Annotated in this window: 18 protein-coding genes and 1 pseudogene; 6 read left to right on the top strand and 13 right to left on the bottom strand. The window is 46.1% G+C overall.

Annotated elements, in window-relative coordinates:
* The first annotated feature begins 28 nt into the window (after positions 1-28).
* On the top strand, positions 29-220 hold the full coding sequence (locus ACFQ2O_RS04780; protein WP_377523273.1) for a cold-shock protein: 192 nt from the start codon (positions 29-31) through the stop codon (positions 218-220).
* A gap of 203 nt (positions 221-423) precedes the next feature.
* The gene (locus tag ACFQ2O_RS04775) at positions 424-1506 is read left to right on the top strand and encodes a COX15/CtaA family protein (RefSeq protein ID WP_377523272.1); all 1083 of its coding nucleotides are present in this window, start codon (positions 424-426) and stop codon (positions 1504-1506) included.
* A gap of 11 nt (positions 1507-1517) precedes the next feature.
* Here the strand turns inward: ACFQ2O_RS04775 and ACFQ2O_RS04770 are convergent, their stop codons facing one another.
* The 7 genes and pseudogenes from ACFQ2O_RS04770 to ACFQ2O_RS04740 form a co-directional block, all read right to left on the bottom strand.
* Positions 1518-1928, bottom strand: coding sequence for a hypothetical protein (locus ACFQ2O_RS04770; protein WP_377523271.1), 411 nt, complete (start codon positions 1926-1928; stop codon positions 1518-1520).
* A 253-nt stretch (positions 1929-2181) separates the two neighbouring features.
* Positions 2182-2400: a hypothetical protein gene (locus tag ACFQ2O_RS04765; RefSeq protein WP_377523270.1), complete on the bottom strand. Its 219-nt coding sequence runs from the start codon at positions 2398-2400 to the stop codon at positions 2182-2184.
* Positions 2401-2569: 169 nt separating this feature from the next.
* Positions 2570-2899, bottom strand: coding sequence for a hypothetical protein (locus tag ACFQ2O_RS04760; RefSeq protein WP_377523269.1), 330 nt, complete (start codon positions 2897-2899; stop codon positions 2570-2572).
* Positions 2900-3059: 160 nt separating this feature from the next.
* Entirely contained in the window at positions 3060-3842 is a 783-nt protein-coding gene (locus ACFQ2O_RS04755; RefSeq protein ID WP_377523268.1) for a hypothetical protein, read from the bottom strand.
* A 104-nt stretch (positions 3843-3946) separates the two neighbouring features.
* Positions 3947-4114: a hypothetical protein gene (locus ACFQ2O_RS04750; RefSeq protein WP_377523267.1), complete on the bottom strand. Its 168-nt coding sequence runs from the start codon at positions 4112-4114 to the stop codon at positions 3947-3949.
* A gap of 69 nt (positions 4115-4183) precedes the next feature.
* A pseudogene (locus tag ACFQ2O_RS04745) lies at positions 4184-4544 on the bottom strand (DUF7149 domain-containing protein).
* A 688-nt stretch (positions 4545-5232) separates the two neighbouring features.
* A complete protein-coding gene (locus ACFQ2O_RS04740) occupies positions 5233-5517 on the bottom strand; it encodes a hypothetical protein (protein WP_377523265.1) in 285 nt (94 codons plus the stop codon).
* A 330-nt stretch (positions 5518-5847) separates the two neighbouring features.
* On the opposite strand from ACFQ2O_RS04740, the gene ACFQ2O_RS04735 reads away from it, so the two are divergent.
* Positions 5848-6585 (top strand): EcsC family protein, encoded by a 738-nt coding sequence (locus tag ACFQ2O_RS04735; RefSeq protein ID WP_377523264.1) that lies wholly within the window; start codon positions 5848-5850, stop codon positions 6583-6585.
* A gap of 380 nt (positions 6586-6965) precedes the next feature.
* Here ACFQ2O_RS04735 and ACFQ2O_RS04730 read toward each other — a convergent pair whose 3' ends face one another.
* Genes ACFQ2O_RS04730 through ACFQ2O_RS04720 form a run of 3 tightly spaced genes read right to left on the bottom strand, consistent with a single transcriptional unit; the run spans position 6966 to position 9571 of the window.
* Positions 6966-7970: an MlaD family protein gene (locus ACFQ2O_RS04730; protein ID WP_377523263.1), complete on the bottom strand. Its 1005-nt coding sequence runs from the start codon at positions 7968-7970 to the stop codon at positions 6966-6968.
* Positions 7971-7972: 2 nt separating this feature from the next.
* On the bottom strand, positions 7973-8746 hold the full coding sequence (locus tag ACFQ2O_RS04725; protein WP_377523262.1) for an ABC transporter ATP-binding protein: 774 nt from the start codon (positions 8744-8746) through the stop codon (positions 7973-7975).
* A 9-nt stretch (positions 8747-8755) separates the two neighbouring features.
* Complete coding sequence (locus tag ACFQ2O_RS04720; RefSeq protein ID WP_377523261.1) at positions 8756-9571, bottom strand: MlaE family ABC transporter permease; 816 nt, start codon at positions 9569-9571, stop codon at positions 8756-8758.
* A 442-nt stretch (positions 9572-10013) separates the two neighbouring features.
* On the opposite strand from ACFQ2O_RS04720, the gene ACFQ2O_RS04715 reads away from it, so the two are divergent.
* Positions 10014-10484 carry a DUF4126 family protein gene (locus tag ACFQ2O_RS04715; RefSeq protein WP_377523260.1) on the top strand — a complete coding sequence of 157 codons (471 nt, stop codon included), beginning with the start codon at positions 10014-10016 and terminating at the stop codon, positions 10482-10484.
* Positions 10485-10611: 127 nt separating this feature from the next.
* On the opposite strand, the gene ACFQ2O_RS04710 is transcribed toward ACFQ2O_RS04715, so the two are convergent.
* Positions 10612-11829, bottom strand: a complete 1218-nt coding sequence (locus tag ACFQ2O_RS04710; RefSeq protein WP_377523259.1) for a GAF domain-containing sensor histidine kinase — start codon at positions 11827-11829, stop codon at positions 10612-10614.
* A gap of 240 nt (positions 11830-12069) precedes the next feature.
* Here ACFQ2O_RS04710 and ACFQ2O_RS04705 point away from each other — a divergent pair, with 240 nt between their 5' ends.
* Positions 12070-13230: a sigma-54-dependent transcriptional regulator gene (locus tag ACFQ2O_RS04705; RefSeq protein ID WP_377523258.1), complete on the top strand. Its 1161-nt coding sequence runs from the start codon at positions 12070-12072 to the stop codon at positions 13228-13230.
* A gap of 37 nt (positions 13231-13267) precedes the next feature.
* Here the strand turns inward: ACFQ2O_RS04705 and ACFQ2O_RS04700 are convergent, their stop codons facing one another.
* Positions 13268-14185, bottom strand: a complete 918-nt coding sequence (locus tag ACFQ2O_RS04700) for a M90 family metallopeptidase (RefSeq protein ID WP_377523257.1) — start codon at positions 14183-14185, stop codon at positions 13268-13270.
* 36 nt (positions 14186-14221) lie between these two features.
* A complete protein-coding gene (locus tag ACFQ2O_RS04695; RefSeq protein WP_377523256.1) occupies positions 14222-15217 on the bottom strand; it encodes an acyl transferase in 996 nt (331 codons plus the stop codon).
* Between the two features lie 69 nt (positions 15218-15286).
* Here ACFQ2O_RS04695 and ACFQ2O_RS04690 point away from each other — a divergent pair, with 69 nt between their 5' ends.
* Positions 15287-15835: a hypothetical protein gene (locus tag ACFQ2O_RS04690; protein WP_377523255.1), complete on the top strand. Its 549-nt coding sequence runs from the start codon at positions 15287-15289 to the stop codon at positions 15833-15835.
* Positions 15836-15907: the final 72 nt, after the last annotated feature.

Raw genomic sequence — 15907 nt, 5'->3', positions numbered from 1 at the left:
GAATATTAATAACAAGATCATCATCATCATGAACAAAGGAAAAGTAAAATTCTTTAATGAAGAAAAAGGGTTTGGATTCATTAAAGACGACAGCACAGGTCAGGAGTATTTTGTACACATTTCTGGACTGGTAAATGAAATCAGAGAAAACGACGAAGTAACTTACGACCTGAAAGAAGGAAAGAAAGGACTGAACGCTGTTAACGTACAGCTAGTTTAGTTTAGCTATAAATCATTTTAAAAGCCTTACACCTATGTGTAAGGCTTTTTTTGTTTAAGACCATATCTAAAATTCATACTTTGCAGGCGAAAAGAACTCTAAACATAACCTAAGGTTTTTTTGTAAAGCAATGACCGATATCACCATCGGCACAAATAATTATCATGCTTGTTGCAACTGCCACAACCTATTTTTGCCGGGTTATGGAAGAGAAAAGCACTTATAACAAGGCAATTGTGTACTGGCTCCTGACCGGCGCTGTGCTGGTTATGGCAATGGTGATTATCGGCGGCATTACGCGCCTTACCAACTCCGGCCTTTCTATTGTTGAGTGGAACTTGATTTCGGGAACGCTCCCACCCTTCACCGATGCTGCCTGGATGGCCACTTTTGAGAAGTATAAGCAGTTTCCGGAATACCGGATGCGCAATGTGGGCATGACCCTGCAAGGCTTTAAGCAAATTTTCTGGTGGGAGTACCTGCACCGGCTGCTGGGCCGGGTAATCGGTTTGGTGTTTATACTTCCGTTCCTGTACTTTTTAACGTCAGGGCAGCTAACTCCCAAACTTACAAGGCGGCTCCTGTTTATACTGTTGCTAGGCATGGCGCAGGGGCTAATGGGCTGGCTGATGGTAAAAAGCGGACTAGTAGACAACCCGCACGTTAGCCACTACCGCCTAGCAGCGCACCTGTGCCTGGCCCTGGCGGTAGTCAGCGTTATACTATGGACGGCAGCAGACCTTGTCTGGAAGAAGCGGCAACAGCAATCGATACCTACTAAACTTTACCGACTTGCTTTGCTCGTGCCGGGCCTGCTACTTCTCCAGATCATACTGGGAGCTTTTGTAGCCGGCTTAAAAGCAGGTTATGGTTACAATACATTTCCCCTCATGCAGGGCAAGCTTTTCCCGACAGAGCTACTGCCGTACCTATCGTGGCATACTGTTCTTGAAAATGGTGCAGCCATGCAGTTTGCGCACCGTTGGGTGGGCGTGCTCTCGTTGGTAGTGCTTGTGCTTTATTGGCTGGAAGCAAGCAAAGCAAAGTTGCCTGCCACTACGCGTTCCCTTGTGCTGGCGCTGCTGCTAACCGGGCTCTTGCAGCTAGGGCTTGGCATAACAACCCTTGTACTGGCGGTGCCTGTAAGTTTAGGCGTATTGCACCAGGCAGTGGCTTTTGTTTTGTTTTCCTGGGCAACGCTTTCGCTGCACCAGGTACGGGCTGGGAGGCTTTCTAAAAATTCAGACGTTCCGGAAATAAAGCAGCGGGCTTCAGCCAGCGTGTAATTGGCTGGGGCTTATGCTTCTTTCAGCCAGGCGAAGGCCTCTGCTTCGGAGGTAAAGCTTTTGTATTGAACGGAAATGTGCAGATAGCCGCTTATTTTTTCTATGGCTGCCACCACACGTTTTTCCCTGTCTGGATTCAGAACTTGCAGGCGGGCCACACGTTGCAGGCGCGTAGACAAAAGATCGCGACTAAGCTGCAGCATCATAGCCTCGTATTCCTGTTCTGTAACAACTATATCATTCGTGCGCGTATCTATCAGAAGATTTTTTATATCATAATGCCGGAGCGTGTCTATCAGCTTCTGAAAAGAATAGGTTATTTCATGTTCCGATACATTTGTAAGATCTGGCCATTTAACAAACAGGATATCACTTGCCACATCATAGTTAAGTTCAATTAAGCCATCGTTGTGTAGCAGCATAGTTTAAACGGTATAGTTTACAGATATCTCTTTAAATACAAAATGGCAAAACAAATAATCTCAAAATAGCCATTAAGCGGCAAAACAAAGAGCGGAGGCATATCAGGCAGAAAAAAGCTACTGATTATACTTATCTAGCCTGTGCATTGTCCTATAATATACTAAATCCTTAACATATAAAAAAACACAGGGCCTTCCGAAAACCGGCAGCCCTTGGCTAAGAAGGCTTCTAAAGCAGTGCATCAGAAGCCACTTAACTCAGCTTCTCCCCTGTTAAAGTTTTGTGAAGTGCTATCGCTGCCGAAGCTGCTACGGCCACCACCATAGCTACTGCTGCCCATAGCGCCGTAGCCGCCGTAATTGCCCGTTGATGTGCCAAAATTCTCGTTTCCGGAAGAGCCGCTCCGGTGACCGCTGCTTTAGCCTTTGCCACCGCCATAGTTGTGTACGTGCTGCCCATGGACTGTGCCATAGTCGTCGGCAAAGTTGCGGGTAATGGCATTTGGTATGCCCCGGCTAGAGTTGGAAAAGCATCGCCCTTACCGCCCCTCCATAGTGTGAGCTTCTGCAACTATCTCTGTTGCCGGACATGGTTGGTCTCCCTGGATTTTACCGCTGCGCTGGGTACTGCCTAGTGTGTTCTAGCGGTCTGAGGTGCCATCGTAGCTGGAGATGCCGTAGCCTTGACGGATATCGCTTGTGCTGGCCTGGCTTCCGCTGAACCTGTCTTCGGTTCTCCAGGAGTTGTTCGTATAGCCTCTGTTGCTATTGTTGCCGCGCTGCCGATAATCATACTGATAAGGGCGGTTATACTTGCCTTTATCATCTCTGTAGTCCCGACTAGGATGTTTGCGGTAGTCTCTCCCAAAGCCCTGCTGCATATCGCGGCTTCGGTAGTCTTGCCCGTAGCCAATGCGGTGCTTGTGCTCCTGGCCGTCGTAGTAATGCTTATACCTGTAATGTTTGTCCATAGCTAGTGTGGTTTTGGTTTATACTTTTTAAACGAATGCAGACAAGTGCAGTTTAAGTTAAACCAATACGTGGCAGTGGCTATAGAGGCACAAAGCCGGCAGCAACAAACGTTAAGATTTGCTGCTGCCGGCTTTGTTTTAGCGGTGCTCTAAAGCTGCTTTAAGGGCAAGTATAGGTATAGGTGGTCACCTGGTTTATACTCCCGTTTACGTAGGTTTGGGTAGCCGTAAGAGGCAAGCCTTTCTGGTTGTAAGTATAGGCGATGGTGTATTTCTGGGTGCCAAAACCTGGAGCGTTGAGCGTGCCGGCAATCGGGTTGTTGGCAGCTGGAGCGGATGTCGGTTCGAAGAATGTATCAGCTAGCGCCGGTTTTGCCGAAGGTTTTTCATCGTAGCTCAGTTCGAGCAGGGCAATCCGTTCATCGCGCGTGTTCAGCTGCTCTACGCGGGTGGGGTTGCCTTTGGTATAGGTATACTTCCAGATATAGTAAAAGCTGGGCGAGCCGCTCACCACATAGTAATAGCGTGCCTCTGCCAGCTCGTTATTGCTGTTGTAGGTAAAGGCATAGTAATCCTGGTTCTGGGCTGTGCCGCTTTGCCTGTTGCGTGTTTGTTTTACCAGTTGGTTTTTGCTGTTATACTCGTACACTAATTCAGCATTGGCGGTTTTGACTTGAACAAGTCTGTTGTTGCTGTCATAGCTTAGGGTGGACTGGCTAACAGGTACGCCAGACGAATCGCGGGCAACAGCGGTTAGCTGCTTTTGGCTGTTGTAAGTATAGCGACTCGTCCAAATAGGATAATCGGCCCCGCCTCCTACAGACGTTACAGATTCGGACTGCAAAAGGCATTCTTCTTCCGGCTTGGGTGCGTCATCAGACTCGCCGGGACAGCCCCATAGCAACAGAGCCATCGGGAGCAGGTATAGTAGTTGTTTTCTCATGTGCTGTTAAAATATTATATGTTAGAAAGGTTCCGGCAGGTACAAGTATATTGCTAAAGCGTTACCTGTTCTGTCTGCATCTGTACTAATTGCAATAAAGTCAACTAAACACTTGCTGCTTTATGGCCCTCAACAAGTTCGTACGCTTCGCGGCTCAGGCTGAAACCTGGCTCCACCAGCAGCACTTCCTCGTAAGTAAGCTTGTACAGGCGGTACACCAGCAGGTCTATCTCCGCCTCCAACGTATTAGCTGCGGCATCGGCCTGTTTCATGCTTAATATCTGCTCGAAAAGGCCTTCAGCTGGGCGTTGCTGTAAAACAAACGATCAAACTCCAGGGCATCAAACACAAACCAGCTCGTGCATGGCCTTGTAATTCAGGTTGCCTGCCGTAGGCATGGCGGCTTTGTTGGTTGGCCGCTTCACCTCCAGCAGCACGCCTGCCTGTCTTTTAGTTGTCGGCCTGGTGGATTACCATATCGGTTTTGCCTTTGGTATTTACGCCATACTTATCATAAAACGCCAACTTCAGAAAACCGCGCAGGTGGTTCTTGGCATGCTCCTCGCTTTCGGCTAAGTTTATAATTTTCAGCAGCGTGAGCAGTGCTTTTCTAAAAAGCTCTATGTCTGTGCGGGATGTTTTCAAGCATAAGTAAGCCTTGTTAAGCGCCTGCTTTGGGCGAAGGGTGTGGTGTTGCAGCATGTATGGGTCTGTTTTCTAAGCACAAGATAAACAGTATTCCTGAAAGTATAAATTATCCTGTGCAGAGGCTGCGGAAGGTAGCGCAAGTATAGCTGGTTTGATGGGTGTACAGACGAGCCTGCCCCTCCGGTAAGTGGAAATTCGGCTGTTGCTGCTTTTCAAAGTATAACTTGCCTGGCAGGTAATATCGCGCTGACAGGTCGCGACCTGTCCCTACAAACCGCGTATGAATTTAGCAAAAGCTTTTGATATCTGATCTTTCTCTAGCTATGTCGCAAGTTTAGCGGAGCGTAACTTGTGACGGGGCATGTGGCAAGTTTGCAACTTGCGTTCTGCGAGAGCAGAAAAATGAGTCGCACCAAAGGCTGTTGCTTTAAGAGGAGCTGGAGGGGAACGGCAGCTGGCAAGAATAGCTTGGTTAAAAATGCAGAAATCAGAAGCTATGCAAGTATAGCCAAAGCTGTACAGGTATGGCTTTCCAAGCCATTTGAGCTATAAGACATGAACTGAAAGCTAGCGCCAGCAGAGGACGCATGGGCAGCGCTAGCGCAAGCGTCTGCTTGTGCTTAATTGTATGTCCCTGCCTCTTTCAAAATAATAAAGGCTGACTAAAGTTCTGAGGCAGCAAAAAGCCCCGGTATTTAACCGGGGCTCTAAATATGTTATAGCCCAAGCTCAACTATCCATGTTAGTAGCTGCTCTCCCGCTTCGCTCTTGATTGCAATGCTTTAAGCTCATGCTCTGCTGCTTTCAGCCTGTTTTTAGCCGCCTTTTCACGCTCTTCTGCCTCATCCGCCAAACGTTCAGCCTCTTTCACCTCACGCTTCAGCGCCTGCACCTCATCTAACTGCGCTGCAACGGCTGGGTCGTTTGAGTATTTGCTATCGCTGGAAAAAACGGAACAGCCTACCATCATCGGGAAAAGCAACACCAGGGTGCCAGACATGATAGCTTTGTATGTATTCACTTTCATAGTTTCATCTATTGGTTTATAGGCTTATACTTACGTGTGAGTTAGGTTTGCAGTTCAGTTTGTCTTGGTTATATCCATTTTTAGCGATAAAGGCAGAACAATAAATGTAGTTTTCGCCTCAAAACCAGGAAGTGTTAAACATGCGCAGCCAACAAAATGTCTTGCCTCCTCTTGCACTACGAGCAGTAAAGCTGAACTCAAACAAAGGAATTACAGAAAGATCTGGAGAGTTCTGAAGTGCAGGACTGGCAATAAGTTAAGAAGAGTTTCGTATCTTTTGAAGCTGAACAACTTACATTAACTCTACCTGTATCACAACAACTTAATATCATGCCCACACCCTACGAGTCTTTGGTTTTGAACGAACTCCAACGCTGGCAGTACGATATGCAGCGGCCGCCGTCGTTTCTGAACAACCTTGCCCGGAAAACGCAGCACAAGATCAATAGCTACATACCCGAAAAGATTCACAATGCCATTACCACAGCCATCAAGCAAATGATACGGGGAGTACTTTTTGGTGCAGGCAAGATAACGGCAAAGGCTCTTTACGACTTTCCGCTGGAGCTGCGCGAGAACCTGGTGCGGGAGCGAATTAAGCACTACAAGCATGCAGCCGCTGCCGAAGGCGGTATAACCGGAGCAGGAGGCATTTTACTGGGACTTGCTGATTTTCCGCTGCTTCTAAGTATAAAGCTTAAGCTCCTGTTTGATATAGCCGCCCTATATGGCCATGATGTGCACGACTACCGGGAACGTGTATACTTGCTGCACATCTTTCAACTGGCTTTCAGCTCGCAGGAGCACCGGCACGACATCTATCGGCAAATGGCTGATTGGGAGTCGCAGAAGCAGGTGCTTCCCGAAGACATCAACCAATTTAACTGGCGAACCTTTCAGCAGGAGTACCGCGACTACATCGACCTGGCAAAAATGGCGCAGCTTATACCTGTTATTGGTGCTCCGGTAGGTGCCATAGTAAATTACAGACTGCTGCAAAAGCTCGGTGAAACAGCCATGAATGCCTACCGCATGCGCCTGCACGAGCAAGGACAACTAAAGGCTTAGTCCGCATATTCAGCTGTAAGTATGGCTTGGCACTACTGCTACAAATCAGCTTAAGGAAAGTTTATTTAGTATAACACAAGTAGCATATAAGCAAAAGAACTCTCCCCCTAGCCTCTCCTCGGTAAATCTTGCATGGGAAAACAGAAAGTTAAAAAGGACAAGTTTATACTTCAAGAAGTGGTTAGGTCTCCTTCTAAAGTATAAACTTGTCCTTTTATGGTAAAAGCAAGCGCCTGATATAAGATCAAGCTTTTACGACTTGCGGTGAAAATGCCTTCTTTTGAAAAGCCACTTTCACTGCATGTTTAAATTTTGTTTTTGAAAGCGAAAGCTGTCAAGTTCCTTTACAGGCTTTTGCAGCTCAAAGTATAAACAGGCGCTTACTGATTCTGCTGCTCCTGTTGTGCTTCCTGCAGCTTTCGTTCTTCCTTATCTCTTTTCCTGAAAAAGCCTCTTAGCAGGAAATTGCTCTGTAAGGCTTCCATGTTTTCGTCAAACTTCTGTGTGCTGGTTTCCAGGTTCTGCATGGTACGCTGCAAGCTGTTGGCAAACTCTTCATCGCCCAGTAAAACGCCTACGGCATTGTTTTCATTGTTTAGTTTGCGGCTGGTTTCCTGTAGGTTGTCTGCCATCACAGCCGCTGATTGCGTAGCTGTTTCCAGCTGCGTCATAGACTGCTGAAGTTTGTTGAACACTGTGGTATCGGTCAGTAGTTCGTTCGCCAAACTTCCACGGGTATTCAGCTGGTTTGTAAAGCGGCTAAGGTCACGTGAGGCTTGCACAGTATTCACAGATGTCTGCTCCAGGCTCGCAACCAGATTCTTGAAATTCTTAGCTAAGACAGAATCTGTTAAAAGAGTACCCATTGTTCCCTCGCCTCGCACCAAGCGATCGCTGATCACGCTGAAGTTACCAGTTATGGTGGAGAGGTTCTTATTATTTTCCTGAAGCGTTTTCATAATATCGTCTGTGTTTAGGTTTGCCTCAGACGCCAGCAAAGCACCATCCTCAACTTGTCCGACAGCAGGCGTACCGCCAAAGATGTCAATTATTTTGTTACCTATAAGGCTCTCGGAGCTGATGCGGGCTTTGGCATCCTTTTTAATGAAACGCTGGGCTGATTCCTCAATATTCATCACTACCTGCACCTGCGACTCCCCATAAAATTCAATGGCTTTCACTGTGCCGATCTTCACACCAGAATACCACACGTTGTTTCCCACCTTTAACCCTTCCACATCATCAAACAAGGTTTTTACTGTGATGCTGCTGATAAATTTCTTTTGCTGTCCGCCAAGGGTAAGTACTCCCACCACAAAAATGATGATGGCTATCAGGACGAAAATCCCTACCATTACGGCACGTTTACTTTCTTCTGTCTTCATTATTAGCTTACAAAATTGTAATCGTAAAACATTTTTACACGCTCATCGCTTGAGGAGAACACCTCTTCAAAGGTTCCTTCCTGTTTAAACTCCCCATCCAGCAGCATGACCATACGGTCTCCGACAGCGCGGGCGCAGGTTAGGTCATGGGTAATGATGATAGCGGATGTATTAAACCGCTGCTGCACATCATTGATAAGCTTATTTATCTCAATACAAGTTATGGGGTCCAGACCTGCCGTTGGCTCATCATACAGCATGATATCCGGCTTAAGTATAAGCGTACGGGCAATGCCTATACGCTTGCGCTGTCCGCCCGATAGCTCCGATGGCATCTGGTTAATGGTTTGCGCGAGCCCTACTGCCTCCAGCACTACCTGTATCAGGTTCTCCCGTTCAGCTTTAGTCATTGACTTTGAGTGGCGCATCAACGGAAATTCCAGGTTTTCGCGCACGGTCATACTATCATACAAGGCACTGTTCTGAAAAGAAAAGCCGATTCTCAGGCGCAGTTTATCCAGCTCCTTTGGTGAGATTTTGTCTACCTGATGACCTAAAACGTTTACTAAACCCTCATCAGGTTTCAGCAGACCAGAGATAATCTTTATCAGTACGGACTTACCTGTGCCTGATCTCCCCAGCACCACCAGGTTCTCGCCCTGGTATAGATCCAGGTTTACCTCTTTCAGCACATCAAAGTCATCAAAAGACTTTTTCAGCCCCCTGATCTCTATTACTTTATTCCCTCTATCTATTGTTGGTTCTATCTTTTTCATAAGGATGCCTTACATGGCTCTGAATAGGTTAATAACCTGAAGTGCCAGCAATTCTTCTATAAAAATCATGAACATCGCTGTTACCACCGATGCGTTTGCCGCTTTGCCCACCCCTTCTGTTCCTTTAGAAGAATAGTAGCCTTTGTAGCAACCTACCATACCTACGGTAAACCCGAATATAAAAGTCTTTATAACAGACGAGAAAACATCCAAAAAGGTGATAGCTCCAAAAACCTGGTTGATGTAGGTGGCAAAGCTCGTCAGTTCGTTCTGGTGCACGTTAACGTAGGCGCCCATCAAGGCAACAAAAATGGTGAACATAGAGAGTGCGGGTACCATAAAGGTAGTGGCCAGCACACGTGTTACCACCAGAAAGTTAAAGGGATTGGTAGCGGATACCTCCATCGCATCGATCTGCTCGGTTACCCGCATAGAGCCTAGTTCTGCCCCAATACTGGAACCTACCCTACCCGCCGCAATAATGGCTGTAACCAGTGGCGCCAAGGCCCTTACAATGGCAATGGATACCAGCGAAGGTAACCAGGAAGTAGCACCAAAATCCTGCAACGAGGGTCTGGATTGATTTGTAAACACGATGCCAATGATAAACCCTGTTAAAGCAATAAGAGGCAAAGATCTTACTCCTACTTCGTAACATTGGCGTAGCACCTCTCTAAATTCGTACGGGGGTACAAAGACCTCTTTAAAAAAACGTATGTGGAAGGCATATATGCGGTACAGCTCCAGAAACATGCGATCGAGCCTGCGTGTGGTTACATACTTGCGACGTTTTCCTGTATCTGCCTTGTTTTCTTGTAAACCCATCAAGAATATCTGTTCATTATATATGGCAAACTTATGTAGTATAAGTTTACACGCAGTAAATATAAGATTTTAATATAGTAAACCCCTTCGGTGTTACAACCTTTGGTACTGTCATACCTATACGCCATAACAACCAAACTATGTTTAGCAAAGATAAAACTCTTTCTGCAACCACCCCGCCTACAGTAGCAATAAGCAAAGCGTGCCTATGTTTTAGCACCTGTTGGCATTTAATAATAAAAGCATTAAGATTCTCCTAGACCTACCTAACCAACATTAATACCTTTAGCTGAAACATCAGTACAATCTGGAAATAGGCCATCCTGTTCTAGGTTTCAGCGGCTACGTAATAGGAATCTATACTGAAATTTGCACTAAAACATGAGCATCACTGGCTGTATCACGTAGAGAGGTAAAGCTATAAACAAATTTGAGCTTATTTATGAAAAAATTATTTTGCAAAACGTTAGCAATGGGCGCTTTAGCTGGTATGCGTGCAGTTTCTGCGCCTGCACTATTAAGCAGAACCCTAAGCGACAATAAAAATGGCGCACTAGCCGACACTCCACTCAGATTCTTACAAAATAAATATGTGGCCAATGCCCTTACCGGATTGGCTGCAACGGAGATCATTGGAGACAAGATGCCTGATGTTCCTGACCGTATTGAGCTACCGTCTCTTCTGGTGAGATCGGCTTCAGGCGCTTTGGTTGGGGCAGCTTTATACTTAGGAAGTCGTGAGAAAGCACTGGAAGGAGCTGCTATTGGAGCCGCTGCAGCAATAGCCGGCACTTATGCTAGCTTTTATCTACGTAGAGCATTGAATAGAAATTCTGCCCTCACAAACCCTGTACTTGGTGCCATAGAAGATGCAATTATGATTGGCAGTGGAATTCAAGCTACAAAGATCTAAATAAGAAGGCTCTGGTTAACTACATGTTCAACCAGAGCCTTTTATTTGGCAGTATATCAACTATATAACAAGCCATATTTTATTTCAATGGCTAAAGACAGCGCATTCTATTAGTTGTCAACATAAATTAATCTACTGGAAACTCAACGATAATTTTGGTCGCCGATCTGTGACTTGTTGCCTCAGCCCATACTTTACCTCCGTGGCTCTCCACTATTTCTTTCGCCTGCGCTAATTCGAGCCCTGTAGAGTTTTCGTTACCTGTTGCCTTTCCGGACAATGCAGCATACTTATAAAACATTTTCACTAGATCTGGCTCAGTCAATGAGGAATCTTCATTGCTTACCTCTACCCTGAATTTCCCATCATCCTCAAACACATCAATAGCGATAGAGCTTTTCGGTAATGTATATTTGATCAGGTGCTCTACAAGCAGGGCAAACGCTTTATGCAACAATTTAGGGTCAACGTGCATCTCACGGCGGCTAGCTACTGAAAAGAACAGCTCCTGATTTTTAGCCTCCACAGTTGCCTCATACGTATTGGCAACATCTTTAGCGATGTCTGCTATCGAAACAAGCTCACGCTGCGGAAGCACCTGCTTTTCCTCATGCCCTGATTCGTACAATAGATTAGCAGTAGTAGTTAAAACGGCGTTTGCTATACTTTGCGTTTTGTTGATGATATGTACAGGCCTTGGCACTTTTTTGGCCTCCTGCAGCAGCTCTACCTGCTTCTTCAGTGGAACATCAATGCCGACCATCACACCCGTATGCAGTTCATCATGCCTGCGCACTGCTTTACGGGCCATTGCACGCATTTCTATATGCTCCATTACCAGGCTAGCCAGACCACGCAGCGTCTCTTTCTCATCATCTGATAATTGCCTGGGCGCATTGCTCACCACACACAAGGTTCCTAAGTTATACCCATCATGCGTAACAAGCGGGGCTCCGGCATAAAATCGAATACCTCCTTCGCAGTCAACGTATGGGCTGCTGAGAAGCTCCGGAACAAGATGTGTATCTTCAAAAACAGTTAAGTCCTGATCATTTATGACTGTAAGAGAGCAAAGGCTGTCTTTTCGATCCACACAAGGAACATCCAAAGAGCTATAGTTTGATTTATACCACACTCTGTCCTGATCTACCAAGGATACGAAAGCACTGGGCACATGCAGGAGTTTTGCTGCTAAGCGCGTTACCTTCTCAAAGAATGGCTCCGGTGGTGAATCAAGTATCTCATAACGGTACAGAGCATGCAGGCGCCCTTTATCGTTATCAGGAATAATGGAGGCAGGATACTTATAAGGTGCAGCTTCGATGGTGGATACTTTATCAGCCAAGGCGTATGTATGAATTATTGTTTAAAATATGTTTTAGGCTTATATAAGGATACTATCAAACGTAAAGCAAATATGTTAGTTTAGGAGCCTTTCGCTATAAACTATACGTTTGGTAAAGTCAGAACAGCTATACTGCATTTAGCAAAAAGCTATCTACTTTTGCCTGTCTCCGTAAAAGTGCAGCAACCATCTTGACAAGTGGTCCATAAATAAGTATACTTAACCTGACAAAATAAACCTATGCCCAAGATACTAATAATCGACGACGAAAGGGCTATCCGAAGCACCCTAAAGGAAATTCTGGAGTTTGAGAACTATACTGTAGATGAAGCGGAGGATGGCGAGAAAGGCCTGCAACTACTTGGCAAAGCGAAGTACGACGCTGTACTCTGCGACATTAAAATGCCCGGCATGGATGGAATTGAAGTACTGGAGAAGGCCATGGAGTTTTCGCCTGACTCCTCTTTTATCATGATATCCGCTCACGGCACCATAGATACAGCCGTGGAGGCCACAAAGAAAGGAGCTTATGATTTTCTGCAGAAGCCGCCTGATCTGAACCGTTTGCTGGTTACAGTACGCAATGCCTTAGACAAGTCTACGCTTGTAACGGAGACTAAAATCCTTAAAAAGAAAATCTCTAAAACATATGAGATGGTAGGCACATCTCCGGCACTTTCGCGTGTAAAGCAGTCTATTGAGAAAGTCGCCCCTACCGATGCACGTGTTCTGATAACCGGCCCTAACGGATCTGGCAAAGAACTGGTAGCACGTGCCATACATGAGCAAAGCAACCGGAGCGTAGGTCCTTTGGTGGAAGTTAACTGTGCTGCCATTCCCGGAGAACTCATCGAGAGTGAATTGTTCGGCCATGAGAAAGGCTCTTTTACTTCTGCCGTAAAGCAGCGAATCGGCAAATTCGAGCAGGCTGACGGAGGAACGCTTTTTCTGGATGAGATAGGTGACATGAGCCTTTCGGCACAGGCAAAGGTATTGCGGGCACTACAGGAGCACAAAATTACGCGCGTTGGCGGCGACAAAGATATTAAGGTGGATGTACGCGTTGTAGCTGCCACCAACAAAAACCTGCTGGAGGAAATTGAACAACGAAACTTCAGAGAAGATTTGTATCACCGCCTGGGCGTTATACTAATACATGTGCCGCCTCTGAACGACCGTAGAGAAGATATACCAGACCTGGTGCAGAAGTTCCTGAACGACATAGCCAACGACTATGGCAATAAGCCAAAGACTATTTCAGCAGACGCGATTACTTACCTGCAAGACCTTGATTGGCGTGGCAATGTGCGGGAACTGCGAAACGTGGTAGAGCGGCTTGTAATTATGAGCGGAGCAGAAATCACTGCGGATGACGCAAAGGCGTACGCCCGCCCTATCTAAACAAAGAGTGAAATGTTTAGCCGCTGATCTTCTTAGATTAGCGGCTTCTTTTTAACCTGCAGCATTGCTTGTACTTTAGTCCGCTGCCGCAAGGGCACGGTTCGTTGCGCCTGATGCGTTTTCCGAACGGGTTTAGTAAATCTTTAAAGTTAAGGCGGAAGCGACGCTTGGGGTTCTGATCAAAAACCTTAGTGAGCAGTTCATACAGCTTGGGGTGCTTTTCGGCCAGTTGCCCCGGCTTTTCAAAGAAGTATTCTGTAACTACGGCAAAAAACTCGGCTTCGCTGGTAGCGCCATAGCTGTTGATGTCCGACTCGCCCTGCTCAATTTTCTTGATTTCGCGGTACATCAGCTTTTGCCACGGTTCAATCAATTCATCAGGTAAGTAAGCAGCCGGTATTCCGTCTATTTCACCGTCTGCCTGATCCAGCATGTGCGCGAACTCATGTATGCCAACATTTTTGCGGTCAGCCATATCATTAAACCCTTGCTCTAAGGCCGGTTTAGATAGTGTTACGTAGTGGTCGTTCTGAAAAGGATTCACGCGCCCCAGCACCTCGCTGACAGCCTCGCTTTTCTCATCTTTATACTTCTTGATGCTCCCCGGAAACACCAGCACCTCGCCCAGATTACGGTACTCCCAGTCGCGGAAGCCAAAAATCGGAATGATGGCACTGGAAGCCACTAATACTTTGGTAAGATCATCTACCTGAACATCAATACCTGTAACCCTTTTCTCTGAAAGAAACAGTTGTAGCATTTTCTCAAAGCGTGCTTTGTCTTCATCTGTTTTCAGGGTATGATAAAAACCGACACGATCCAACAGTATCTTACGCCATTCTGCCGGAAACTCCTGCTGCAGCACTTCTTTGCGCTTTCTGGTTTTACGGGTGGCCCATCTATAAAAAAGCAGGCACATGCCTGCTACAAAAGCAAAAAAAGCGATATATCCCATGGCAGTCTTTAACGCATCTACAGCAGTAAAGATGTGTTAACTCACCAGCAAATTACATCCTCTGATATCAGAATTATCAAAGCGGCCCAATACCTCAAAACTCCCGTCGCTGTGCAGCCGACCAATATCCTTGGTTTCTATAAAAGCACAGGAGTCAACATTTGCCAGATCAATCACATTTATACCCCCGCTCCGGAGAGTGCTGCGGATATCGAACGGATCGTTTAAGTCGCGGAGCAGTATGCGCATAGAGTAGCCGGGCCAGAAAATGCCCTCTCCTTTGGAATAGCCTTGTGAGAGCAGTTCCGTCATGCCATATTCTGAATGAATGTGTTCTACCCCTAAACCATGCTGTAGCTGCGCATGCAACTCCTCCCGAATCATTTCACGCCGCCGGCCTTTCATGCCACCCGTTTCCATTACCGATACACCTGAAAAGTCCTCCTGCCCCTTTAGCTCATCTGCCAGATCCAGCAAAGCGAAGGACACGCCCATCAGCAGCACTTTTTTGCCTCTGCTATGCGCCTGTCGCATATTTTGCAGTAGCTGTACATGGTTATGCAGGTAAAAGCCTTCCTCCTGCTGGGCTGTGCGTTTCACGAAATAGTCAACCATCGCCACAAGCGAAGAACCACCCTGCTCCAGGTAAGAAGGCAGAAGCGCCAGAACGACATAATCCTGCAGGGAACCATAGAAATGCTCAAAAATGCGCTCTGAAACCTGGTGATACAAATTTAAATCAGAAACAAAATGGCGGCTACGTGCCTGCATAGTAGTTCCGCTACTGTAAAACACAGCCTCAGCGTTAAATGCACCCGTTTTCACCTCCTGCTCCTTAAAAAACTCGATGGGCAGGAAAGGAATTTGTTCCAGCGCCTGCACATCTTGTGGATCAATACGGAGGTGATGCAAATAATTTTTGTAAACCAGGTTGTGCTCCGCCTGGAAACGAAAGAGCGTGAGGGCTGCAATATCGAAATCAAAAGAAGCTTTTTGATTTAAAAGCGTAATATGCTGCGTTTTAAAATCCATTTGATACAACAATTCCTATATTTCCTGCGTTTGAATTAGTAAATTTAGCTTCATTTTCTGACACTATACATGAAATACATGCTAAAGTATAGCACCATACTGCTGGTGCTAGCTATCATTGTTGGTGGTTGCCGCAAAGAGCCCAACTACAGCGATGTTCCGGAGATCACCTTTGACCGGGTGGAGCAATTCACTTATCTAGTTGACAAAACTTACCAAGATACGCTTTACATTGTTGTTGATTTTCAGGATGGTGACGGCAATCTTGGTTTAAGCAGAGGAGTAAATGGAAAGCAGGAAGGGCCTGACTTTGAAGGACCATTTGAGAGGGGTTCACCCTATTATGACAACTTCTTTGCAAACCTGCAAATTAAGCGCGGGAACAATTACATTTCTAGCCCACTGACCATTAGCGGGCGCTTTCCGAGACTCTCCAACGATGATAAGCCAGAAACACTGGAAGGAGAAATAAAATTTATGATTGGCAGTTTTTCAACTTTAGTTTACCCTGCCGGAGACACCATTCGTTTTGAAGTATACCTGTATGACCGGGCCTTGAACAAAAGTAACACTGTCTATACCGATGATATTGTGCTGTACCAGGGACAGGGTAGATAAATTTCTTTTGAAAGCACAGAGATCGTTTTTTGATTGAAACTTCTCTTAAAATATACAATACCGCTTCTTTAC

The sequence above is a fragment of the Pontibacter rugosus genome (assembly GCF_042678745.1).
Taxonomy (GTDB): domain Bacteria; phylum Bacteroidota; class Bacteroidia; order Cytophagales; family Hymenobacteraceae; genus Pontibacter; species Pontibacter rugosus.
The sequence above is the reverse complement of the archived record's forward strand: the minus strand, read 5'-3'. Positions and strand labels throughout refer to the sequence as shown.